This is a genomic window from Fluviicola sp., assembly GCF_029266855.1.
Classification (GTDB): domain Bacteria; phylum Bacteroidota; class Bacteroidia; order Flavobacteriales_D; family Crocinitomicaceae; genus Fluviicola.
In genome coordinates this window covers 18,655-41,710 of record NZ_JAQSWB010000012.1, presented here as the reverse complement: position 1 = coordinate 41,710, position 23,056 = coordinate 18,655, and the positions used below count along the sequence as shown (strand labels likewise).

16 protein-coding genes are annotated in these 23,056 nt (G+C 41.1%); 9 read left to right on the top strand and 7 right to left on the bottom strand.

Going from position 1 to position 23,056, the window contains the following annotated elements:
• Position 1: 1 nt before the first annotated feature.
• Positions 2-1,810, top strand: coding sequence for a cbb3-type cytochrome c oxidase subunit I (locus tag K0S23_RS18030; RefSeq protein WP_300360236.1), 1,809 nt, complete (start codon positions 2-4; stop codon positions 1,808-1,810).
• A gap of 145 nt (positions 1,811-1,955) precedes the next feature.
• Here K0S23_RS18030 and K0S23_RS18025 read toward each other — a convergent pair whose 3' ends face one another.
• Positions 1,956-2,591 carry a T9SS type A sorting domain-containing protein gene (locus tag K0S23_RS18025; protein WP_300360234.1) on the bottom strand — a complete coding sequence of 212 codons (636 nt, stop codon included), beginning with the start codon at positions 2,589-2,591 and terminating at the stop codon, positions 1,956-1,958.
• A gap of 61 nt (positions 2,592-2,652) precedes the next feature.
• Positions 2,653-5,037, bottom strand: a complete 2,385-nt coding sequence (locus K0S23_RS18020; protein ID WP_300360232.1) for a DUF1986 domain-containing protein — start codon at positions 5,035-5,037, stop codon at positions 2,653-2,655.
• 568 nt (positions 5,038-5,605) lie between these two features.
• On the opposite strand from K0S23_RS18020, the gene ruvB reads away from it, so the two are divergent.
• The gene (gene ruvB, locus K0S23_RS18015) at positions 5,606-6,628 is read left to right on the top strand and encodes a Holliday junction branch migration DNA helicase RuvB (RefSeq protein ID WP_300360230.1); all 1,023 of its coding nucleotides are present in this window, start codon (positions 5,606-5,608) and stop codon (positions 6,626-6,628) included.
• 68 nt (positions 6,629-6,696) lie between these two features.
• On the opposite strand, the gene K0S23_RS18010 is transcribed toward ruvB, so the two are convergent.
• The gene (locus K0S23_RS18010) at positions 6,697-7,485 is read right to left on the bottom strand and encodes a hypothetical protein (protein WP_300360229.1); all 789 of its coding nucleotides are present in this window, start codon (positions 7,483-7,485) and stop codon (positions 6,697-6,699) included.
• Positions 7,486-7,658: 173 nt separating this feature from the next.
• On the opposite strand from K0S23_RS18010, the gene queG reads away from it, so the two are divergent.
• The 4 genes from queG to K0S23_RS17990 all read left to right on the top strand — a co-directional run bounded on the left by queG (position 7,659) and on the right by K0S23_RS17990 (position 14,261).
• A complete protein-coding gene (gene queG / locus K0S23_RS18005; protein ID WP_300360228.1) occupies positions 7,659-8,603 on the top strand; it encodes a tRNA epoxyqueuosine(34) reductase QueG in 945 nt (314 codons plus the stop codon).
• Between the two features lie 82 nt (positions 8,604-8,685).
• The gene (locus K0S23_RS18000; protein ID WP_300360226.1) at positions 8,686-10,950 is read left to right on the top strand and encodes a CotH kinase family protein; all 2,265 of its coding nucleotides are present in this window, start codon (positions 8,686-8,688) and stop codon (positions 10,948-10,950) included.
• Between the two features lie 125 nt (positions 10,951-11,075).
• A complete protein-coding gene (locus K0S23_RS17995) occupies positions 11,076-12,686 on the top strand; it encodes a DUF1800 family protein (protein ID WP_300360224.1) in 1,611 nt (536 codons plus the stop codon).
• 21 nt (positions 12,687-12,707) lie between these two features.
• Positions 12,708-14,261, top strand: a complete 1,554-nt coding sequence (locus K0S23_RS17990; protein ID WP_300360223.1) for a DUF1501 domain-containing protein — start codon at positions 12,708-12,710, stop codon at positions 14,259-14,261.
• A 64-nt stretch (positions 14,262-14,325) separates the two neighbouring features.
• Here K0S23_RS17990 and K0S23_RS17985 read toward each other — a convergent pair whose 3' ends face one another.
• The 4 genes from K0S23_RS17985 to K0S23_RS17970 form a co-directional block, all read right to left on the bottom strand.
• Positions 14,326-14,982 (bottom strand): hypothetical protein, encoded by a 657-nt coding sequence (locus K0S23_RS17985; RefSeq protein WP_300360222.1) that lies wholly within the window; start codon positions 14,980-14,982, stop codon positions 14,326-14,328.
• A gap of 184 nt (positions 14,983-15,166) precedes the next feature.
• Positions 15,167-16,498 (bottom strand): RIP metalloprotease RseP, encoded by a 1,332-nt coding sequence (gene rseP, locus K0S23_RS17980; RefSeq protein ID WP_300360221.1) that lies wholly within the window; start codon positions 16,496-16,498, stop codon positions 15,167-15,169.
• 178 nt (positions 16,499-16,676) lie between these two features.
• Positions 16,677-17,036, bottom strand: coding sequence for a hypothetical protein (locus tag K0S23_RS17975; protein WP_300360219.1), 360 nt, complete (start codon positions 17,034-17,036; stop codon positions 16,677-16,679).
• A gap of 158 nt (positions 17,037-17,194) precedes the next feature.
• Positions 17,195-18,613, bottom strand: coding sequence for a hypothetical protein (locus K0S23_RS17970; RefSeq protein ID WP_300360217.1), 1,419 nt, complete (start codon positions 18,611-18,613; stop codon positions 17,195-17,197).
• Positions 18,614-18,801: 188 nt separating this feature from the next.
• On the opposite strand from K0S23_RS17970, the gene K0S23_RS17965 reads away from it, so the two are divergent.
• The 3 genes from K0S23_RS17965 (at position 18,802) to K0S23_RS17955 (ending at position 23,039) form a co-directional block, all read left to right on the top strand.
• Positions 18,802-19,512, top strand: a complete 711-nt coding sequence (locus K0S23_RS17965; protein ID WP_300360216.1) for a YebC/PmpR family DNA-binding transcriptional regulator — start codon at positions 18,802-18,804, stop codon at positions 19,510-19,512.
• 125 nt (positions 19,513-19,637) lie between these two features.
• The gene (locus K0S23_RS17960) at positions 19,638-20,291 is read left to right on the top strand and encodes a CvpA family protein (protein WP_300360214.1); all 654 of its coding nucleotides are present in this window, start codon (positions 19,638-19,640) and stop codon (positions 20,289-20,291) included.
• 96 nt (positions 20,292-20,387) lie between these two features.
• Positions 20,388-23,039 carry a hypothetical protein gene (locus tag K0S23_RS17955; protein ID WP_300360213.1) on the top strand — a complete coding sequence of 884 codons (2,652 nt, stop codon included), beginning with the start codon at positions 20,388-20,390 and terminating at the stop codon, positions 23,037-23,039.
• The last annotated feature ends 17 nt before the right edge of the window (positions 23,040-23,056 follow it).

The following is a 23,056-nucleotide window of genomic DNA, read 5'->3' as shown; positions in this document are numbered from 1 at the left end:
CATGGCAGCTCACGAAGCACACGCACATCACGACGCTCATGGTCATCACCACCATGAAGAAGGTTTTATTTCTAAATATATTTTTAGTCAAGACCATAAAATGATTGGAAAGCAGTTCCTGATGACTGCTGTATTTATGGGGGTAGTAGCAATGCTATTATCTATCTTGTTCCGTATTCAACTGGCTTGGCCGGGTGAGGAATCGGATTTCTTATCATTTTTCCTTGGTGAAACCTGGGCTCCGGGAGGAGTAATGAAAGAAAGCATGTATTTGGGATTGGTAACTATCCACGGTACGATCATGGTATTCTTCTTGTTGACAGGTGGATTGTCAGGTACTTTCTCGAACTTGCTTATTCCCTTGCAAATTGGTGCACGTGATATGGCTTCAGGTTTCTTGAATATGTTGTCTTACTGGATGTTCCTGATCTCATCTTTGATCATGTTGTTCTCTTTGTTTATCGAAACAGGGCCTGCATCTTCAGGTTGGACGATCTATCCTCCATTATCTGCGTTGCCACAAGCAATCGAAGGTTCAGGTTTGGGTATGACTCTTTGGTTAGTATCTATGACTATTTTCATCGCTTCCTCTTTACTTGGTTCCCTGAACTACATCGTAACAATCTTTAACTTACGTACAAAAGGGATGAAAATGACTCGTTTGCCATTGACAATCTGGGCATTCTTCATTACAGCGATCTTAGGGGTACTATCTTTCCCTGTTTTATTGTCAGCAGCTTTGTTATTGATGATGGACCGTTTGGCCGGAACTTCTTTCTACCTTTCTGATATCATTGTTGGTTCCGAAATGTTGGAGAATCACGGTGGATCACCATTGTTATACCAGCATTTATTCTGGTTCCTGGGTCACCCGGAGGTATATATCGTATTATTACCTGCACTTGGTCTGACTTCGGAGATCATATCTACAAATTCGCGTAAACCGATCTTCGGTTACCGTGCAATGATCGGTTCGATCCTGGCAATTGGTTTCCTATCGTTTATCGTTTGGGGTCACCACATGTTTATCACAGGTATGAACCCGTTCATTGGTTCCGTATTCGTATTTACGACCTTATTGATCGCGATTCCTTCCGCTGTAAAAGTGTTTAACTACATCACTACTATCTGGAGAGGTTCCAATATCTATACTCCGGCAATGTTGTTCTCGATCGGATTGGTTTCTACATTTATTACAGGTGGTGTTACGGGTATTATCCTTGCGGATTCAGCTTTGGATATTGCAGTTCACGATACGTATTTCGTTGTAGCTCACTTCCACATCGTAATGGGTATGTCGGCTGTATTCGGAATGTTTGCCGGTGTTTACCATTGGTTCCCTAAAATGTATGGTCGTATGCTGAACACCCGTTTAGGATACGCTCATTTCTGGGTAACTATTGTTGGTGCTTACGGGGTATTCTTCCCAATGCACTTTGTAGGGATAGCAGGAGCGCCTCGTCGTTACTACGATTACTCGGTAGTGGGTGAATATGATAAACCTACTTACGATATGATTATGGATTTGAATGTGATCATTACTGTGTTTGCGATCATCGCAGCATTTGGTCAGTTGATTTTCTTATTCAACTTCTTCTACAGTATTTACAGAGGTCCGAGAGCGGTTCAAAACCCTTGGAGATCGAATACACTAGAGTGGACGACTCCGGTTGCGCATATTCACGGAAACTGGCCGGGAGCAATTCCTGAAGTTCACCGTTGGCCATATGATTACTCTAAGCCGGGAGCTGAGGAAGACTTTATTCCTCAAGTTGTTCCTCTTGCAGAAGGTGAAGAAGGAGATCACTAGATCTTTGATATATAAAATTGAGAATCCTCATTCGGAAACGAGTGAGGATTTTTTGTTTCCTATCACATAGGAACAATTCCTTACTTTGTTCGGAAGATGCAGAACTTTTCTTATGAATCGACTGCTTGTTTTTGAACGATGATGATCACTTTTTGGTAATCCTTTTTGTGATCAAACCTTTTGATTTTGTTTTAAGCACCAAGAAATACGCCCCTTGGGGAAAGTCCGTCAGGTCAATACTAAACTTATTTTTTCCAATAATTTTATCAGACATTTTTTTGCCTTCCATAGAATAAATCGAAACGATCTCCACTACACATTTCGCAAAAACGTCTATCAAGCTGTTTGCCGGATTGGGGTAGATCTCAATACCTTCTTCTTTTCCATGCAATTCTCCCATTCCCAAAATTTGAGAGGCATCCAAATGGAATGTATCTACAACAAATGGCGTTGTGGGGTAAGCGCAAGTCGATGATGTATCGTGCACAGTATTTATCTCAAGGGCATAGGGGAAGGGTACACTTAAGTTAATAGTAGTGTCATAAGGTAATACCATTTGATTCAAAGGACATCCTTTGAAGTATAAATTAATCACTTGGGTATTATTCAGATCATTTAGTGCAACGATTGTTATACCTGACAGGTCCATTTGCGGACTGATTCCTTTAATATAAACCGTGCTTGTCGGGTTGCCGATCGTGACCGAGACACTATCAATTGTTTGTGAGAAGCCAAAGACCGGTGTTACCAATAAGCCAGCAATTACAATGATCTTTTTCATATGAATACTTTTTTATTAAGGCACGGCAGATTTTTTTTCCGCCGTGCCTTTGGTTAAAAGATTACTGAACTAAAATGTTTTTATAGTCAACGACATTACCGTCGCAAATCAGTACAACAGCATATTGTCCGCGTGTATAACCTGACACATCAATTCTTTTTGATGTTTCTGCCGTGTTTAAAATATACTGATTCGATGTTCCTGAAAACAAGGGCACAATCATAACATAGGCAGATTGTGCTTTTTGTGCTCTGTAGTCAATAGTAATTATGTCACTTGACGGGTTAGGAGATATGTTGTTGATAGCATATTCTTTTACTTTTATCTCCACTTCATCGTAATCTTTAAATCCATCAAGAGAAGCGATTACTTCCAGTTTGTATTTGGTAGTAACTTCCGGGGAAACGGTGAAATCTTTGCCGGTATAAACCAAGGTACCATTTTCGTCATACCAGTTATAGACCGCTTGTTCACCGATCGGGTATGCACTTAAGGTAGTACTGTTCAGTTGTGCTATTTCTATGTCTTCACCGGCATTAGCTACGAATTCGGGTCTTTGTTCCTTATAAATTTTATAAGTCTCACCACCCACTATCAAATTATCTGTACTCGTCCGTTGAATAACACAAAAATCAAACTCATGCTGATCGCTTGCCTGTTGGGTTAAAAAATTGAATTCTACATGAATTAAATTCCGTTCGTTGGGCTGGAATGCCAGATTGTCAAGCCTTGCATGATGTCCTACAATTACCAACTGATGCTCGTGTGGATTCACTATTTCTATACCTTCCGATTGAAGACCAGCCTCTTCCCATTTCTGCCACAAAGGAGCATCCAGCGTAATTTTAATCTCTGCCTCCTCGGTTACCCGGTTTCCGGTAATGTAGTCAGGATTTGTGAATTCAATGTTATACACTCCGCCATGATCCCATGCATCACCAACCAGTATAGTAGCACCTGTCTGAACTATTCCTCCCGGTGCGATGTTACCCGGATTTAAATCCACAACAGACAAGTTTTTCCAAGCAATGTTATTGTTGTTATTTACATTGGCTCCCAGATTTATTGTTTCAGGTACAGTCATTGGGTCACCCGATGCGACAATTCGCGATAAAAGGCAAAAGTGATGTGGCTCTTCTGCCCAAAACAGCGATGGGTCAGTGGTTAATCCACCGACATAATCAGCTGGATTCGGTGGGTTCCACGGAAAAGTTAGGATAGTTGCATCTCCCGGCTGAATTACCGGCAAGGTCGCTGTTCCGATAAGGCCTCCGAGCGGGAAGCCTGTACTTGTTAATACAGAACCATCCCAGTTGCTTGGCCATCCCAATGACGTTGCAGCTTTTGCCCAATTCAGTGTTACCTGTTCCGTTCCCGTAGATGCAACACATCCCCTGTTTCTGATTCTTACATAAACATAATCACTGTTTCCCGGCATTGCATAATATTCCGGATCCTGGTGTACCTGAGTCGTGATACCATCGTTTTGTCTGCGTACCCAAATATCTTCACTTTCCCATAGGTTACTCACATTGCTAGGCTCTTTACCCATATCCCATGGTTTGTCTTTGGAATACAAATCCAATCCCGGATCACTAATGGAAAAACCTGTAATGGTCTGAATCCAGGATGCATAATTTCTGACATGCGTATAAACCGTCGGCAATTGGTCTTTTGGCCAGTATCCCCAGCTCGATGCACCTAAGTTAATTTTATTTCCGTTTTTACTGATGACCGCCGGACCGCCGCTATCTCCTGGTCCTGCTCCGGTCCCGGAACTATAAAATGCCAGCATATTAGACGAAATGTTCGCTGTGTAAGCAGAATTATACGCCACGTTAATTGCCATCGCAGTTGCATTGGAAACAAAAGGAATAGACAAGCCTTGTAAAAAGGTTGCAACTCCACAGGAATTACATGTGATTCCCCAACCGGATAAATACACGTTATTCCCCGGATTGTAGTCCGCGGCATTGGTGTTACAGTTATTTGCATATTCAATCGGCATCACATTGTTGTTGAATTGCAAGGGTGAGGAAAGATGCAACAATGCAATATCATTTTCTTGGGTTGAGCTATTATAGCTGGGGTGTACATGGATTATATCTACAGAAATGTTCTGACCGGCGCTGCTCGTCTGGTCATTGCTTCCCGCGTGGATTACCGTATTGGATGTTGTTGCTCCACCCAAGACAACACAGTGGGCGGCGGTCAGGATCCATTGGTCGGAAATGATCGAACCTCCGCAGGCATGGCTTCCGTTTATTTCCATAGAAACCTGGTAAGGTGCAGCTGAAATAGGAATCGTGGCTCCTCCTAAAATATTTGGGGGAACATATCCCCAAGAATATCCCTGGCTTCCTGCCGGAACATTTTTTGTCTGGGCCAAAACACTTTTATTGAAAAGAAAAAGTGCTGAAAAGACTATAAGGTATTTGAATTTCATTTTGATTCATTTTTGATGTAAATAGTAATTTGATTATCGTAGTTGTTTCCAATGAGATTACACATCAAGGAGGGTGTCTTGATCTCATGTTCAGTGCTAGTGTATACATGTTTGTTTCCATAGTCATCTTAAAACATGTTGTCATAAGGCTGACAGGAACAGATTACCATTCGGTTTGCCAGCCAATTCGATTAAGGTCGCTGGTTCTGTTGACTATTTCGTTTTTACACGACTAATACCTATTTGGCTCAGAAAGAATAAAAAATCTTTTCATCAACCAAATTGAGGCATTTACATTTTATACAAGACATCTGTCATTTCCAGCTATCCGGTATTCCGGATTAAACTGGTGATTGCGGATGTGAATAGTTGTTATTGTTTCCTTGTAATTACTTACAGGTAAATCCAAATATAAATTTTACGCTATTGATAATCAACTATATGCTTGTTTTGAACAAAAAAAACGAACAGCGTGTGAAAAAAATATTTTTCGTCGTAATTTTTAACACCGCTCTAACCAGGTGTTTCATAAAAGTGAATACATATTTTGTATTTTTACAATCAGAATATGGAAGAGGAATCATTTGACTATCGATCCGAGGCATCAAATCCGGAAAAGGAGTACGATAAAGTATTGCGGCCGAAATTATTGAATGACTTTGCCGGTCAGCCGCAGGTAGTTGAAAACCTGGAGATTTTTGTCAAAGCAGCGAAGCAGCGGAATGAACCATTGGATCACGTGCTCTTGCATGGTCCTCCGGGACTCGGAAAAACGACTTTGGCTAATATCATTGCCAATGAACTCAATGTCGGATTTAAAGTTACCAGCGGCCCTGTTTTGGATAAGCCAGGTGATCTTGCCGGTTTGCTGACGAATCTTGGAACAGGTGATGTGCTGTTTATTGATGAAATCCATCGTTTGAGTCCGGTAGTGGAAGAATACCTTTATTCTGCAATGGAAGATTATTGCATTGATATCCTGATTGACTCAGGAGCGAATGCAAGAACAGTTCAGATCAGTTTGAATCCGTTTACCCTGATTGGTGCAACAACACGCTCAGGATTGCTTACTGCCCCTTTACGGGCACGATTCGGGATTAACTCTCGCCTGGAATACTACGATATGGAAACTTTATCTTCCATTATCGGACGTTCAGCGGAATTGTTGGATATTCCAATCCAGGATGAAGCGGCTTACGAAATTTCAAGACGAAGTAGGGGAACCCCCCGAATTGCAAATTCTATTTTGAGAAGAGTGCGCGATTTTGCACAGGTTAAAGGTGACGGAACTATTACGCTTGCTATTACCAAACACGCACTGGATGCATTGAATGTGGATAAATACGGTCTGGACGAAATGGATAACAGGATTCTGAAAGCATTGATCGATAAATTTAAAGGCGGACCGGTTGGATTGACTACCATTGCAACTGCTATCGGAGAAAATGCTGGTACGCTGGAAGAGGTCTACGAACCGTTTTTGATCCAGGAAGGATTTTTAATGAGAACCCCGCGTGGAAGAAAAGCAACTCAAAAGGCTTTTGAGCACTTGGGTTTTGATATGGGATGGCAACAAGGCGGTTTGTTTTAAATAAATATAGAATAGTAAAGGCGGAAAATTTTCCGCCTTTACTATTCATCCAATAATTTGGATAGCTGTTATAAATATTGATTGGCTACCAGCCATTTTACAATTCTTTCCAAAACCAGCTGATTGCGGTCAATGGATGAAGCACTGAATGTAACATTATCAGCTGAGGCAATTGGTACCGTGCGTTTCAAATTGTCTTTCATCGTATGCATCTCCATGTTTTTTGCATTATTTCCTCCTGTAAATGTGGCTTTAGCGATCATCACGCCAGAAGGTAACCTAAACTCATACGTATCGTTCCCGGTACTTTTAACACTTACGTCCTTGAAGCTCCCGATAATTTTTGAATCCTGTTCTATGTTTTTGTCCTCCTTTAAGTTGAGCGGCCAGCTTTTATTGCGGTTTACAAGTGAGTAATCCATAGCGATTTTAGGTGCTTTTCCTTTTTTGGCAATGAATTCCTGTACTTTTTTATCGTCTATTCCACCATCGGCAAAAATGCCGCTTTTCCCTAGAAGTTTGGCAAAGGACTTTTCTGCGCCCATTTTTGATACCGTGAAAATGCCAATTTGGTTGGCTGTCAAAAAAGTAATCCGGTAAAAGTGGTCCATATTGTTGTTGGGATCCTGTTCAAATTCACCGGCGTATGCCCCTATGATCAATTTTTCTCCACTCATTGAACTTACTTCAAAAGTGCTGGTGAGTCCCATGTTCTCAGTGTCTTTGATTTTGGTGATTTTTGCTACTTCAACCCCGTCAACAGTTAGAAGGCCATCTACATAGGTGTATTCGGATTTTTGAGCAAATAAGGAAAATGCGCCAACTAATGGAAGCATTATTAAAAATAGGTTTTTCATATAATGATTTTTTATTTGGGTAAAATTAAAGTATCTGGTCGCGCTAAAAAAATAAAATACAATTTATTGTGATTCAGCAGATTAGTTGACCTGTTTTCAAAACTCAATTGGTATTGCTAATTTTAGGTGCTGTATTCACCAGGAATACCAACAAGGCACTTTGTATTTAGATCATGCAACAAGAGCAACTGAAAAATCTGATTCGGACAAAAGCAGAAGAAATGGGCTTTCTGCACGTGGGGTTTTCCAGGGCAGACTTTTTAGCATCCGAAGAACCCAGGCTGGTCTCCTGGCTGAGAGCTGAAAAGCATGGCAAGATGTCCTATATGGAGAATCACTTTGACCTTCGGCTTGATCCGCGCTTATTGGTTCCCGGTGCAAAGACGGTTATTTCTTTAGCATATAATTACTTTCCGAAAGCAACTCAGCGAGAGGATTCTTTTCAAATATCAAAGTATGCATATGGCCTGGATTACCACGATGTAGTGAGGGCCAAATTGAAACAACTGGTTTCCGAATTACAGGAACAGATAGGAGAAATTGAGGGGCGGGTGTTTGTTGATAGTGCCCCGATCCTGGAAAAAGCATGGGCGGAGAAAAGTGGTGTTGGCTGGCTTGGCAAAAACGGGAATTTAATACAACCGAAAGCGGGTTCATTTTTCTTTCTGGCAGAAATCATTTGTGATTTGGAAGTGGAACCGGATGGCCCAATACGGGATTACTGCGGTACATGCACCAAATGCATTGATGCCTGTCCCACAGATGCAATCGAAGCACCTTATATCGTTAACGGATCAAAGTGTATTTCATATGCTACGATTGAATTGAAAGACTCCGATTTGCCGGAACTTTTTCGCGGTAATATGAAGAATTGGGTCTACGGCTGCGACATTTGCCAGGATGTTTGTCCCTGGAATCGCTTTTCAAAACCACATACCGAACTGAGTTTTGAACCCAGACAGGAAATTCTGAACTTCTCGAAACAGGACTGGCTGGAATTGGATGAGTTGGCTTTTCAAACGATCTTTAAAGGAAGTGCCGTCAAGAGAACCAAGTTTTCTGGTCTGAAAAGAAACATTGTTTTTGTCAATGCTGAATCCGATAATCTTGATTCATAAGGGGATAGTTGATTGGTTTCATTTTATTTTAATCATTCGTTAAACCTTTGGTAACAAATGCTGTCATAGGAAAAACTACGACATGAAACAAACTTTCTTACTGGTGGTGCTAGCCTGCACATTATTCACCGGATCAGCTCTTGCGCAGGGGCTCTACGATAGAGCAAGCGTTCAAAAAATCGAAATATTCTTCGGCTTCTCAAATTGGGACACACAGCTGGATGCACTTGCGACTACCACAGAAGATTATTTGCTTGCAGATTCTGTTCGGATCAACGGAATCACCTTTGACAGCGTCGGTGTAAAATACAAAGGCAACAGCTCTTACAATCAAAACAATAATAAAAACCCGCTCCACATCGAACTGGATTATATTCACGGAAGTTATGATTACGAAGGATACACGGACATCAAACTTCAGAATGGTTACCAGGATCCGTCGATGATCCGGGAAGTACTTTCTTATGCGATCTTGGAGCAGTACATGGATTGCCCGAAAGCAAATTTTGCCAATGTTTACATCAACGGAACATTACGCGGATTGTATTCCAGCGCTGAATCCATTAATGACAAGTTCAACGGAGATCATTATTATACTTCGGATGGTTCATTCATCAAATGTAATCCTGTTGGCGGAGCCGGACCCGGAAGTACCGTTAACCCTGATCTGAAATACCTGGGCTCGGATAGTTCGCTGTATTCAAATGGTTACGAGCTGAAATCGGATTACGGATGGAATGACCTGGTAGATTTGATTAATACCTTGAACAATGATTTTTCCGCAATTGAATCCAAACTGGATATGGATCGCGCGATCTGGATGCTGGCATACAACAACGTACTTGTGAACCTGGATTCCTATTCCGGTGCATTTCGTCAGAACTATTACCTGTATAAAGATTTGAATGATCGCTTTATTACAACTATCTGGGATTTGAACATGAGTTTTGCAGGTTTTCCCGGAGGTCCGGTACAGGGACAATCCTACACGGCAACCACACTTGATCCCTTTTCAAACAGTACATCGGCAAATCATCCGCTGATCATGAAAATCCTTGCTAACCCGATGTATAAGCGCATGTATATGGCGCACCTCAGAACAATTGTTCAGGAAGTTTTTGCTTCTGGAGATTACTTAACAACTGCCAATACACTGCGTACAACTATTGATGCATCGGTTCAGGCTGATCCATATAAGTTTTATACCTATACTCAATTTCAAAACGGATTGACAACATCTGTAACAGGCGGAGGTCCGGCAGGATCTTCAATTCCCGGAATTCAACAATTAATGGATGCACGGGTGACTTATTTCCAGTCGAATGCAGATTATTTGCTGGCAGCACCTGCAATTACAGCTCACGCAGCAAGTAATAATTCTCCTGCTTACGGAGAAACAATTACTATTACAGCTACCTGTACAAATGAATCTGTGGTTTATATGGGATACCGTTTGGAACACCCGCTGCGATTTAACCGTGTTCAATTGTTTGATGATGGAATGCACAATGACGGAACAGCCGGAGATCACGTGTATGGAGTGGATGTGGTCCTGAACGGTATCACGATGGAGTATTACATTTATGCTGAAAATGCAAATGCCGGAATTTTTAGCCCAAGCCGTGCCGAACATGAATTCCACACGTTGAATATTGCAATCGTTTTGCCAGCCCTGGGTGATATTCTGATCAACGAATTGATGGCTGATAATGGTTCAACTGCTTACGATTCAAATGGCGAAAACGATGATTGGGTCGAATTATATAATAACACTTCAACAGCAAAAGATTTGTCCGGCTTGTACCTGACAGATGATGTGACCAACCTGACCAAGTGGCAAATCCCGTTGGGAACTGCAATCAATGCCAATGATGTACTGGTTATTTGGGTGGACAGCGATTCGGAACAAAGCGGATTGCATGCCAGTTTTAAGTTGAGTGCTTCAGGTGAATCCTGTGTGCTTTCAGACGGAACAACGATTTATGATCAGGTTGATTTCGGAACCCAATCAGAGGATATTTCCTATGCCCGATGTCCGGATGGAGGAACTTTCACTTTTGCAGGTCCTACATTTGATGCCTTGAATAACTGTGCCCTGGGTCTGAACGAATTCTCAGTGCCGTTAGCACATATTTATCCGAATCCAAGTAATCTAAACTTTACCATCCAAAGTGATGTTACAGGAATATATGCAGTTTATGACTTGTCGGGGCGTGAGATTACAACCGGTACTATGGAGAATTCGTTAACGGTATTGAATGCGGAAACATGGCAATCGGGAAATTATTTACTGCGGATCCGAGATCAACAAGGGAATGCACAGACCATCCAGTTGATTAAATATTAGCGTATAAGCTCCGTCGTTGAATATTGATCAGTATCCTGTAAATTGGTTGAAATTTGCAGGATACTCAATTCATCTTGCCGATTCCGACTTTTTGTTTTAAATTCCTCCCGCTAAAACGTACTATTATGATTCCTGAAGAAAATGTACAGGAGCCCATCTCATTAAGTTTAACTCCATACACCGGTTCCTGGACAAAGGCAGAAGCTGCTCATTTGTTGCGAAGAACCATGTTTGGACCTACTTTCAACCAGATTACACAAGCTGTAAGCAATGGGATGAATGCGACTGTTGCTCAACTATTAACACCCGTAAGTGTTTCCCCTCCATTGGCTTTCCATCCGGATGAAGCAGTTACCGCAACCGGTTCAACGTGGATTAATGATGTTTATCCGGCAAGTCCCGGGCCAACAAACAATGCCCGCTTGTTCTCATTAGGAGCCTGGTTTATGCAACGTATTAATCAACCCAATGTGAGTATCCAGGAAAAAATGTGTTTGTTCTGGGACAATCATTTTGGGGTTGACGGAACCAATGAAGCGAAAGCTGTTTACGGGATGCATGAAAAATACCGACTGAACTATCTTGGAAACTTTAAGCAACTGGTAAAGGATATGACGATCGATCCGATGATGCTTTTATTTCTAAATGGGGCAACCAATAACCCGTTCTCACCGAATGAGAATTATGCAAGAGAATTACTGGAATTGTTTACCGTCGGGAAAGGCCCGCAGGTAGGACCCGGAGATTACTCCAATTATACGGAAGCTGACGTTGCCGCCGGAGCTAAAATTTTAACCGGGTGGACAGTAACGGATTTGTATAGCACAACAGCTTCCCAGCCTACCAATGTCTTTTATCCGATCCTGCATGACACTTCGAGTAAAACATTGAGTCCTTATTTCGGTTCAACAGTTATCCCGGATGCAGGAAACCTCGAATATGCAAATTACATTGATGTCATTTTCAGTCAGCCGGATATGGCTAAGTATTTATGCCGGAAAATTTACCGCTGGTTTGTTAACTATGATCTGACACCAAGTGTAGAAAGCACTGTGATTGCAGATATGGCTTCCACACTTAGTTCAAATAATTTCGAAGTACAGCCGGTTATAGAACAATTGCTGAAAAGTGAGCATTTTTATGATATTTCGGTTCGCGGATCAATCATCAAGAATCCATTGGAATTGTTGTTCTCTATGCTGAATGCTTCCGGCTCCGTTCCGGGTTATACCGTTCCGGTTAATTATGAAATTTATCTGAATCTTTATTATTTGTCCCAGGTGATGGGAATGGAATATTTGAGAGCACCGAGTGTGGGTGGCTGGACGGCTTATTACCAAACTCCTGCTTTCTCCAGATTATGGGCGAATTCCAGCTTATTGAAATTGAGATTTGATTTGGGTTCATACATGACGATTACCCCTGGAATTGTAGTTAACGGAAATCCATTCAAATTAAATGCCCTGAACCTTGTCAATAATTTAAGTTTGCCATCAAGTGCCCCACAGGTGATAGATGATATTTTGACGGTCTTTACCTGCAAGGGAGTTTCGGTTATTGAAAAAGCTATTCTGAAATCCATTTTAACGAATGGTCAGCCTGATTTTGAGTGGACGATCCAATACAATGATTATTTGGCGGATCCGGGAAACACAACAGTAAGTACACCGGTACGCCAACGCATTGAGTTTGTACTTTACAGATTGTTCCAATTGCCAGAGTCACAAGTAATTTAAGTGTAGCCAAAATCAGAAACTATGAAAAGAAGAAATTTTGTACAGTCGGTTGCACTTTCATCTATTGGAGCACCGCTGGTTTTAAAGAACTTTAAATTCGGAGCTGTTACGGAAGATTTATTTAAGTCTTCAAAATCTGCCGGAGACAGGGTTTTAGTTATCATTCGAATGAATGGAGGGAATGACGGTTTAAGTACCTTGGTTCCGCTTGATCAATACGCCAACCTGACGGTTCAGCGATCCAATATCCTGATCCCGGAAAATCAATTACTGACGATTACACCGACAAATGCCTTGCATCCGTCGATGTCAGGAATGCGGGATATGTTTAATAATGAACGTCTATCCATTATTCAAAATGTGGGTTATCCTGAACAAAACAGGTCCCATTTCAGATCTATGGATATCTGGACTTCCGGCATGCTGGATCCAAATGCAACCCGTGGTTGGCTGGGCAGATACCTGGATCAGCAATTCCCGAATTTCCCGGATGATTACCCGGATACACAGAACCCGGACCCTTTTGCCATCAGCATGGGTTACGAAGTTTCAGCAACCTGCCAGGGATTGGCTGCGAATTTTTCGGTGGCGGTCAATAACCCTTTCGACAGTTACAATTTGGTTGAAACCGGCCAGGTGAATGACGGAACTTATTACGGATCGCACATGGAATATTTGTCTACTTTGATTATGCAGGCAAATGCTTACGGAGCCCAGGTAAACGCCGCTGCAAATGCAGGGAGTTCACTTTCCACGATGTATGACCCCGCTGATGACGTTTCGAAGAATCTGAAATACATTGCACAGATGATTTCCGGGGGATTGAAAACAAAAATTTATATCGTCAACGTAAATGGATTCGATACACACGACGGACAAGTAGTTTCAGGCGCTCCGACAACCGGGGCACATGCAAATTTACTTTCACGTATTTCCACTGCCGTTGCAGCATTCCAGAATGACTTAAGCCTTCTTGGCTTAGAGCACAGAGTTGCAGGAATGACCTTTTCCGAGTTCGGAAGACAAATTGCTTCCAATGCGAGTGATGGTACGGATCACGGTGATGCTGCTCCACTGTTCTTGTTTGGTTCTTGCATCAATACCGGTATAATCGGCCCGAATCCTGTTATTTCCAATACGGTAGTTGACCAGGCCGGTGTTCCGATGCAAATTGATTTCAGAGATGTGTACGCGTCAATTTTGAAAGATTGGTTTGAAGCAGATCCAACCGAAATCCAGGGAATGTTTGAACAAACGGTCAATTTTATCCCGGTTTTAAGTTCTTGTAACTTAGGCGTGGAAGAGAATTTCAAAGAGAGTGATGTTTTGATCTTCCCTAATCCGTGTGTGGATCAGACGACCTTGAAGTTTAAATGTTCGGGTGAAAAAGTGACTGTTCGTGTTTACGATACGAGCGGCACTTTGGTCAGCGAAGTTTGTTCGAAAGAGTTTCAGCCCGGAGAACACCTGGTTCCTATATCCATGGATGGACATCCGTCAGGAAACTATATTGTCACCGTGCATAAGAATTCCGGAACGTTCACCAAGAAGTTCATTAAACTGAAAACTATTTGATACTAAAAAACCCCGAAGTGATGGTTACATCTGCTTCGGGGTTTGCTTTTTAGTTCGGAAAAGACTATTGTCCTCCGCCCATATTTTTAAGGTCTTCTTCGGTCATTATCGTGTAACCTTCCGGCACTTTTAAACTAAAGATCTTTTTGTCAACTTTTTTCGTGTATTTAGTTGCAATAAAATGAATCGTCATGCCATTGTTTACAGTTGAGAACTCTAGGGGAACACCATTGATTTTGTTGTTTCCAAATTGCTGCTGCCCCATCAAAGTTGCTTTAAGATCTGTTGCGATCCACATAATCGTTTCATTCCCTTCTGCATCACGAGCAATCGTTTTGGTACATTTATAACCCACGATTTCTTTTGTTTCGGAAGTAACTTCAATAGTTGGTTCTGCAGGCTTTTCTCCTTTGTTTGCCTCTGAAGGTTTTGTTTCGGTAGCAGTTTTGTTTCCCATTACTTCCATCAGCATTAAGCCTTTGTCAGCCTTAAGGTCAACAACAGTGTTCATCTTCATAAAAGTACCCATAGTCATATCGATTTTTGACTTTTCAGGTATAAAATACAGTTCCATAGTTGATCCTTGCATCATCGGAAGCGCCATGGCCATGTCAGGATTATCACTGGCAAAATCCATTGAATAGGAGATTTGCCCCGTAGTTTGTGCTATAGAAGTCCCAACTACAGCAAGAAATAAAATTGATAATAGTATTTGTTTCATGTCGTTTTTTTTTGATCCTGACATTTATCGTCAGGGTGTTTCTTTTTTACAAAAATGGCATAAATCTTCAGACTTATGCCACCTTTTATATATTTCGTGAATTTTAGTTGTTAAAGAGTGCAAAAGAAAACCTAGCTTCCTTTGTTTGATTAACTTTTAGAGTTCACAACGGAATCTATTTAGCTTACCCTGTAATTGCTCCGACCAAATCTTTTCCGTTGGCATAGAGAATCAGCCCCAGGAGTAAGAAGAATCCGACGTATTGTGCGTATTCCATGAATTTTTGCCCGGGAGCACGCCCCGTGATCATTTCGTATAGGAGGAACATGACATGACCACCGTCAAGAGCCGGGATCGGAAGTAAATTCATGATTGCCAGCATCATGGAAAGGAAAGCTGTTAATGTCCAGAAAGCTTGCCAATCCCATACAGGAGGAAATAATTTACCAATAGAACCAACCCCTCCGATGGATTCCGCTCCTTTTTTCGAGAAGACGTATTTGAATTGAACAATATTGGCATAAATACTTTTATATCCTTTGCTGAATCCGGATCCGAAGCTTTCCCCAAAAGAATAATACTGCGTGTAAATAGCGCTGGTATCTGTGTTTACTTTCAATTCCGGAAGAAACCCGATCTTGCCGTTCTCACCAACCTTCACTTTTTTAGTGAGTGTTGAATTCCCCGATCTGATTTCCAATTCACACTTTTTACCTTTGTTGTGGTAAAGCTCTGTTGCCATTTCATCATAGAATCGGAACCTCTTTCCGTTGATAGCAAGAATCTGGTCACCTTTTTTCAAACCGACTCTTTCAGCTGCAGATCCGGCGATAACAGTGTCAAGCGGCCCTGGGAAATAACGGAAACCAAAGGCTGCTTCTGCGTTGTTATCCCACATTCTGTCTCCAATATCTTCCGGAAGAACGATCATTTCGATTTTTCCGTCTTCGTGCTGAACTTTAAAATGGGTTTTCCCAAAGATCATGATCTCCATTCCCAATTTACTTACCTCGTCGGCTTTCTGTCCGTCTACACTTAAGATTTTATCACCCGACCTGAAACCAAATTGTTCAAAATAAGGATGGACAGCAACACCGCTGGTTAATTTCTGGTGGTTGACTTTTTCTTCGCCCCACACAAAGAGCACCATAATGTATATCAGGAATCCGACAATGATGTTTACAATGATTCCGCCAAGCATAATAATTAAACGCTGCCAAGCCGGTTTTGATCTGAATTCCCAGGGTTGCGGTGGCTGAGCCAGTTGTTCTTTATCCATGGATTCATCAACCATCCCGGCGATTTTCACATAACCACCCAAGGGAATCCATCCCAATCCCCATTCCGTATCACCGATTTTTTTCTTAAAAACAGAGAAATAAGGGTTAAAGAACAAATAGAACTTCTCTACTTTGGTATTGAACCATTTTGCGGGCAAATAATGTCCGAATTCATGTAATACAATAAGCAAAGAAAGTGATAAAATCAGCTGAGCTGCGCGAACCCAAAAATCCATAGTTTTTATTTAATGTGGACAAATATAAGAAAAAGCGCTAGTCCGCCGCGGCGGAAAGACTAAATCACGATCCCGGACGTCCGGGATCAGTGCGAAAGTATTTAGTGATTAGGCACTGGGCATTAGACAGGTAATCTCACTAATGGTTAATCCTAATCACTATTGCCTGATGCCTAACTTAAGGTTGTACATTTTTTGTAGAGTAACCGTGATGTTCAAAGTATTCCAAAATAGCCTCTTTCATAAAGGCCTGTTGTTCCTCTTCAGTTAAAGGAGGAAGTTCTTTCACAAAATCAAAATGCGGCCAGTTGTCAGTATCTCTTCCTTTGAATGCATAATATCCGTAAGGTTCCAGCAAGGTACAGATTGCAATGTGCATCAAGTCTGTTTTCTCGTGTTTTTTAAACAATTTATATCCAACACCCAGTTCTTCTACTCCAATGAGGAAAAGCATAGCTTGCAAATCAATACCGGGACCAAAAGTTGGTTCGAGCTGTTTTGCCAGGTTTTGGTAACGTAATTCTAATGCGTAATCCATGCTATAAAATTAGGTATTTACTCCCAAATAGACATTAGGATTCTAAGGCAAGACGAAACAAAGTTTTGGAAGACGAAGACATCTGTCATAGCAGATATATGTTTGAGGTAAGATGTTAGGACTGAATTAGAGTCTTAAAAATCCTGAGATCTTAATGTCTAGTGAATGTATCCCGGCTGACCTTTTTGGATGCGGTCGAAAATCCAGTCGTAACTATAAACCATGTGTGAATGGACAAAATGCTTGTTGGGCCAATTGGATGGTGAGCAAACACGCCCGACATGACTTGACTGCTGTTTATCGATTCCCCAAACTGTAGCCTGAGGTGCCACGCCATCCTGGTAACAAAGCGGATCGGAATCGTTTTGACCCAAATTCGAACCGTATTGCCATACCTCTTCAAAATGGTTCCAGTCCAAACCTTTATAAGCTGCATTTTCGGGTGCCAGCAAATAAAATTTTCCCAGTACCACATGATCTCTTATAGTTTCGATTAATCCCAGGGTATAAGCATAGCCCATACTGTGGCAAACGATGTCGATAGTGTCTTTTGTTAAATAGCTGTTTGGTGTGTTGTGAATTTCATTCAGAAAAGCTTTTCCGGCCAAAACACCTCTGCTATAGCGGTAGTCAAAACCTTCCGGATTGGAGATTTGGTTTAAGCGTTTATACTTCTTATTCGAAATCCGGGTGTTTACGGAACGGATATAACTTAAACCGAATTTCAGCTTGGAAGCATGATTGGAGGTTTTAACCGAGAAACTCCCATCCAGGTAGAAAGTGGTGTCAGGATTCAGACGTTTAATAAACCGGTCATCAATTTTAAACCAATAATTGGTCCGGTCGTTTAAGTAAACTTCGTTTCTGCTCTCGTGCTTATCGTATTTCGGACCGCGGTAACCATTTACGAAGATTAGATAACGATTCGCTTTTGGTTGCTGTTTCTGAATGATTTGTTTACTCAGTTCCTCACCGGTGAAAGCAAAAACGTGCTGGAAAGCGGGATTTTTTCGTTCTCCGCCTGAATTGTCCGGCAGAAAGTAAGAAACTACCCGGTAGGTGTTGTTTTTGACAGCTATACTGCTTTGATTTGCGAGAAGCAGATTCTCCCCGGAAGAAATGAAAAAAAGTTTATCATTCTGTACAGATCTGAAGTTGAGAACCAATCCTGCATTGTAACTCCGCCATTTTCCTTTTCGCTTAATGTAAATTACGGTTTGGGGTTCCTGGTTATATACCAGGTTAAAAACAAGTTTATTACCGCAGAGTTTTTTTGAAACCCGGTCTTTTTGTTTGTAGCTTCTACCAATGGCAGCGATTTCCTTTATGAAAAGAGTATCCGGTAAAACACCTATTTTACCCGATTTCAGCGTGTCGATTAAAATTACCCGGTTCAAACTAAAAGGAGTATACATTGTTGACGAAACAATGGATCCGTCTTCATTTTCTTCCCAAAAGTAATAATAGGCCAAGCTGGTTTTCGTTTGAAACTGTGGTCTGCGGATCGGTTCATTCTGACCAACTGCGGAAAGAACACTCAAGCAAAAAACCAAAAAAATTCCCACTGCGAGCTTCATTCTGTAAATATATTAACTTTTGGAAAGGTGAGAATTGAAAATCGACACGACAGAATGAAAAGCAAGAAAATAAAAGTTAAAAGTTACGACTGTCTTTTTTTTGAGGGGCTTAAGCTTTTCAATTTTTTCATTCTCCATTTTCATTTAAACTTCTTTGATTATTTTTGCGCGAATATAAAATACTAGAAATGGGAAGAGCATTTGAATATCGTAGAGCAGCTAAGGAAAAACGTTGGGGCAAAATGTCCAAATTATTTCCAAAATTAGGTAAGGCTATTACTATGGCCGCAAAGGAAGGGGGACAGGACCCGGCAACCAATGCGAAGTTGCGTACTGCTATTCAAAATGCGAAGGCAGAGAATATGCCGAAAGACAATATTGAGGCTGCAATCAAGCGGGCAGCTCAAAAAGATGTTGCTGCATTCACCCAGGTTGATTATGAAGGAAAAGGACCACATGGTGTTTTGGTTTATGTAGAATGTGCAACAGATAACCCGACCCGCACCGTGGCAAATGTTAAATCTTATTTCAATAAAGCCGGAGGAGGTGTAGTTCCGAATGGACAATTGGAATTCATGTTTAACAGAAAATCGGTTTTTGAATTGGAAAATACAGGATCTATCGATCCGGAAGAATTGGAATTGGAACTTATCGATGCAGGATGCGAAGAGATTGAGGTTACGGATGACCGAATTTTCATTTACGGAGATTATACCTCTTTCGGAACAATCGGTTCTGCATTGGAAGAACGTGGAATTGCAGTGCTAAAATCGAATTTGGAACGCTTTCCTACGACACCTGTCGAATTTACAGAAGAGCAATTGGTTGACATCGAAAAAATGCTCGATAAATTTGACGACGATGATGATGTGCAACAGATTTTCACCAATATGGGGTGATTCATATTAATGAAATAAACACGTAGGGGCGCGATTAATCGTGCCCCTACGTGTTTAACAATGATTCGTTTGTATCTTTTCAATTGATTCGAATTCCTCCATCCGAATTTCCCCAATTTTGAACCATGAATTTTCTCGACATTTTGATTCTGCTTCCAATTCTTTACGGTGCATACAAGGGCTTTAAACATGGCTTTGTGATTGAGCTCTTTACACTCCTGGCCATTCTTGTAGGAATTTATGTTGGAATTCATTTCTCGGATTATACTGCTGATTGGTTGAAAAAAACCTTTAGCTGGAACTCGGAATACCTGCCGGTTGTTGCCTTCACTTTGACTTTCCTCGGAGTTGGAGCTATGATTTATTTCGGTGGTAAGATGATTGAAAAGATGATCAAAGTGGTGCAATTGTCACCTTTGAATAAGTTTTTGGGAGTACTTTTTGCCACGCTTAAATCGCTCTATATTGTAAGTGTTTTATTGGTTCTGATAGAATCTTATGATGAGAAAAGCAACTTTTTTCCGGAAAAGACAAAAGCAAATTCACTGCTTTACGAACCTGTTAAAGATCTTTCAACAAAAACAGTTCCTGCACTTGGGGAAAGCACCATTTTCCTGAAAAATACCCTGCATAGCGAAACAGACAGCACCGGGCTCACAGTAGACCAGGTTCTGCGCGCAAAAGAAATAGCAGATAGTTTGGGAATCGATGCCAATGATGCAAAACAAATCCTGGAAATCCATGAAAAATATGGTGATAAGGAGCCTGCTGTCAAATGAGATGGCATGCTTTTAGATTGATTTTGATAAACAAAACAATATATTTGCCATTTGTTAGTTAATCTTTAATCACATCGGCGCAGATTTTTCATTCGAATGAAGAAATTACATTTTTTGATTTACTTAGGAATTCTTTCCTTTATATGGGCATGTTCAACTGAGAAGAATACATTGCTTAGCAGAACTTATCATGGCACTACAGCACATTATAACGGGTATTTTAACGCGAATGATTTGCTGGAAGAGGCAATGAAAACATATCGTGAAAATCAAAAAGAGGATTATTACAATGTGCTTCCTGTTCTTCAATTGCCCAGTGAAGAAGAAGTTAAAAACATGTATTCACCGATTGATACTGCCATAGCCAAATCTACAAAAGTAATTCAAAGGCACGCAATGCCATCCATGGAAAAACCTGCCGCTAAAAAAGAAGAGCACAACCGTTGGATCGATGAGAACTGGATTACAATCGGGATTGCTAATTTCTACAGACGCGATTACGATCTTGCATTTAAGAATTTTGAATACACCAAGAAATTTTTCTCTACTGATAAATCTGCTTATATAGCAGAAATGTGGATGGCAAGAACTTACATGGAACAAGGTAAGTTTACCGAAGCAAATTTTGCGATCACGAATCTGGAGAAAGCACAGGAGTTGATGGAAAATGGAGACTCTAAAGATTCGAAAGGTAAAAGCTCCAAATCATCTAAGTCCAAAAAGAAGAAAAACAAGGAAAAAGAACAGGCTCCTTTTCCTAAAAAACTCAGATATGATCTGGCTATCACCAAAGCAATATTCGCTGAAAAAAGAAAAGATTCCGAAGGTGAAATAAAAGCACTTACAAAGGCTCTGGAATATGCCAAAAAGTCGAAAGATAAGGCACGGATCAATTATATCCTTGGTCAGTTATACGAGAATGCCGGCGACAGAGGCAAGGCTGCTTATCATTATAGTCGCGTTAAGAAATACAATGCCGGTTATGAAATGAGTTTCAATGCCAATCTGAAGAATGCTTTGAATGCCGGCGGTGAAAAAGTACGCAAGAACTTGAAGAAAATGCTTCGGGACACCAAAAACGCGGAGTTTAAAGATCAGATTTACTATACTTTGGGTAAAATGGATCAGCAGGAAGCTGATGAGCAAAGTGCCAAAGCCAATTATACCCGATCGGCGTTTTTCTCTACTTCGAATGACCGCCAGAAAGGAATGGCTTATGAGAAGCTGGGAGATATGAGTTTTGCAAAAAAAGATTACCTGAATGCTCAAAAATACTATGATAGTTGTGCTAAAGTAATTCCGGAAACATACCCGAATTATGAGGGCATTCAAAACAAGGCTTCCAAATTGCAAAGTCTGGTAAATGCACTGGAGATCGCTCAGTATGAAGACAGTGTTCAGCGCATTGCGAAACTTTCGGGTCCGGACCAATTGGCTTTCGCTGAAGGTGTGATCAAGAAAATGAAGAAAGACGAGGAAGAGCGCAAAAGACAGGACGCGATTCGTTTAGCAGCTCTTCAGGAAATACAAAGTAAGAAAACGTCAGATGGAAGTGGTTCTAAATTCTATTGGAACAACGAAAAAGCCAGAAGTGAAGGTTTTGAAGAGTTTAGAAAACAATGGGGACAGCGTTCCAATGAGGATGACTGGAGGCGATCAGACAAAGTGGTATTCGCTAGTTTTACCGATCCGTCGGATTCCAGTGAAACTTCAAATAATACGCCATCCGATATTACTGCCCTTGATTCATTAACACCGGAAATGCTTGTAGCAAAACTTCCTGTATCCGATTCTGCTCTTCAGGCCTCCCGCGACCGGATGATGAATGCCTATTTTGACGCCGGAGCTATTTATGATGAGCAGTTAAATGAAACTGCACTTGCCGAAAAGCAATACAAAACCATGTTGGGGCAGGATTTTGAACACGATATGAAGCTCATGGCGGCTTACCAGATTTACCGTCTGCATAATCCGGAAGATCCGGAGGCAGTGGCACAAAAGGATTATATCCTGATTAATTACCCGACATCGGATTATGCAGGATACCTCAGAGATCCGGATTATTTCCTGAAGAAAAAAGAACGCGAGAAGTTGACTCAGGAGGCGTATCTGACCGATTTGGATCGTTATGAAAGAGGTTTGTTCTACCCGGTAATCATGAAAGCGAATGCCGTGATTGCAGATGAAAAGGACAATCCCTACAGAAGCAAGTATATTTTATTGAAGGCAATGGCTCAGGCAAAAATGAATGAGGATAAACGAGTTATTTTACCTACATTGGATACCCTGATAACACTTTACCCGAAAACACCGGAAGCCGATAAGGCACTTGAAATGAAAAAGATCATCCTGAATGGATACTCTAAGAACGAGCCGGTTGATTTTGCCAAAACAAGCATTTACGAATACAAGGAAGGTGAGCCGATGTTTGTGCTTATTTTCCTGACGGATAAGATCAACAACGTGGTCGCTAAGACCCGGGTAGTAGATTTTAACAAAGAATATTACGGAAAACTTCGTTTAAGCGTTACGTCGAAAGTATTTAGAGAAGACAATGTGATTTTGGTGAAACAATTCAGCGATGAAATGGAGGCAGCATCTTATGTTTCCATGTACAAACGCACGCGAAACCATTTGCTGGATATGCAAAAAATGAAAATTTTATTTATTTCCGAGAAAAATTTGCTTACCTTATTTGATACAAATAAACTGGAAGATTACCAGTTGTTCTTTGACGAGAACTATTGATTCAAATAAGAAGCATC

Excerpts from the sequence above, each read along its gene's own strand:
- K0S23_RS18030 (WP_300360236.1), top strand. The coding sequence starts at position 2 with ATGGCAGCTCACGAAGCACACGCACATCACGACGCTCATGGTCATCAC.
- K0S23_RS18025 (WP_300360234.1), bottom strand. The coding sequence starts at position 2,591 with ATGAAAAAGATCATTGTAATTGCTGGCTTATTGGTAACACCGGTCTTT.
- K0S23_RS18020 (WP_300360232.1), bottom strand. The coding sequence starts at position 5,037 with ATGAAATTCAAATACCTTATAGTCTTTTCAGCACTTTTTCTTTTCAAT.
- ruvB (WP_300360230.1), top strand. The coding sequence starts at position 5,606 with ATGGAAGAGGAATCATTTGACTATCGATCCGAGGCATCAAATCCGGAA.
- K0S23_RS18010 (WP_300360229.1), bottom strand. The coding sequence starts at position 7,485 with ATGAAAAACCTATTTTTAATAATGCTTCCATTAGTTGGCGCATTTTCC.
- queG (WP_300360228.1), top strand. The coding sequence starts at position 7,659 with ATGCAACAAGAGCAACTGAAAAATCTGATTCGGACAAAAGCAGAAGAA.
- K0S23_RS18000 (WP_300360226.1), top strand. The coding sequence starts at position 8,686 with ATGAAACAAACTTTCTTACTGGTGGTGCTAGCCTGCACATTATTCACC.
- K0S23_RS17995 (WP_300360224.1), top strand. The coding sequence starts at position 11,076 with ATGATTCCTGAAGAAAATGTACAGGAGCCCATCTCATTAAGTTTAACT.
- K0S23_RS17990 (WP_300360223.1), top strand. The coding sequence starts at position 12,708 with ATGAAAAGAAGAAATTTTGTACAGTCGGTTGCACTTTCATCTATTGGA.
- K0S23_RS17985 (WP_300360222.1), bottom strand. The coding sequence starts at position 14,982 with ATGAAACAAATACTATTATCAATTTTATTTCTTGCTGTAGTTGGGACT.
- rseP (WP_300360221.1), bottom strand. The coding sequence starts at position 16,498 with ATGGATTTTTGGGTTCGCGCAGCTCAGCTGATTTTATCACTTTCTTTG.
- K0S23_RS17975 (WP_300360219.1), bottom strand. The coding sequence starts at position 17,036 with ATGGATTACGCATTAGAATTACGTTACCAAAACCTGGCAAAACAGCTC.
- K0S23_RS17970 (WP_300360217.1), bottom strand. The coding sequence starts at position 18,613 with ATGAAGCTCGCAGTGGGAATTTTTTTGGTTTTTTGCTTGAGTGTTCTT.
- K0S23_RS17965 (WP_300360216.1), top strand. The coding sequence starts at position 18,802 with ATGGGAAGAGCATTTGAATATCGTAGAGCAGCTAAGGAAAAACGTTGG.
- K0S23_RS17960 (WP_300360214.1), top strand. The coding sequence starts at position 19,638 with ATGAATTTTCTCGACATTTTGATTCTGCTTCCAATTCTTTACGGTGCA.
- K0S23_RS17955 (WP_300360213.1), top strand. The coding sequence starts at position 20,388 with ATGAAGAAATTACATTTTTTGATTTACTTAGGAATTCTTTCCTTTATA.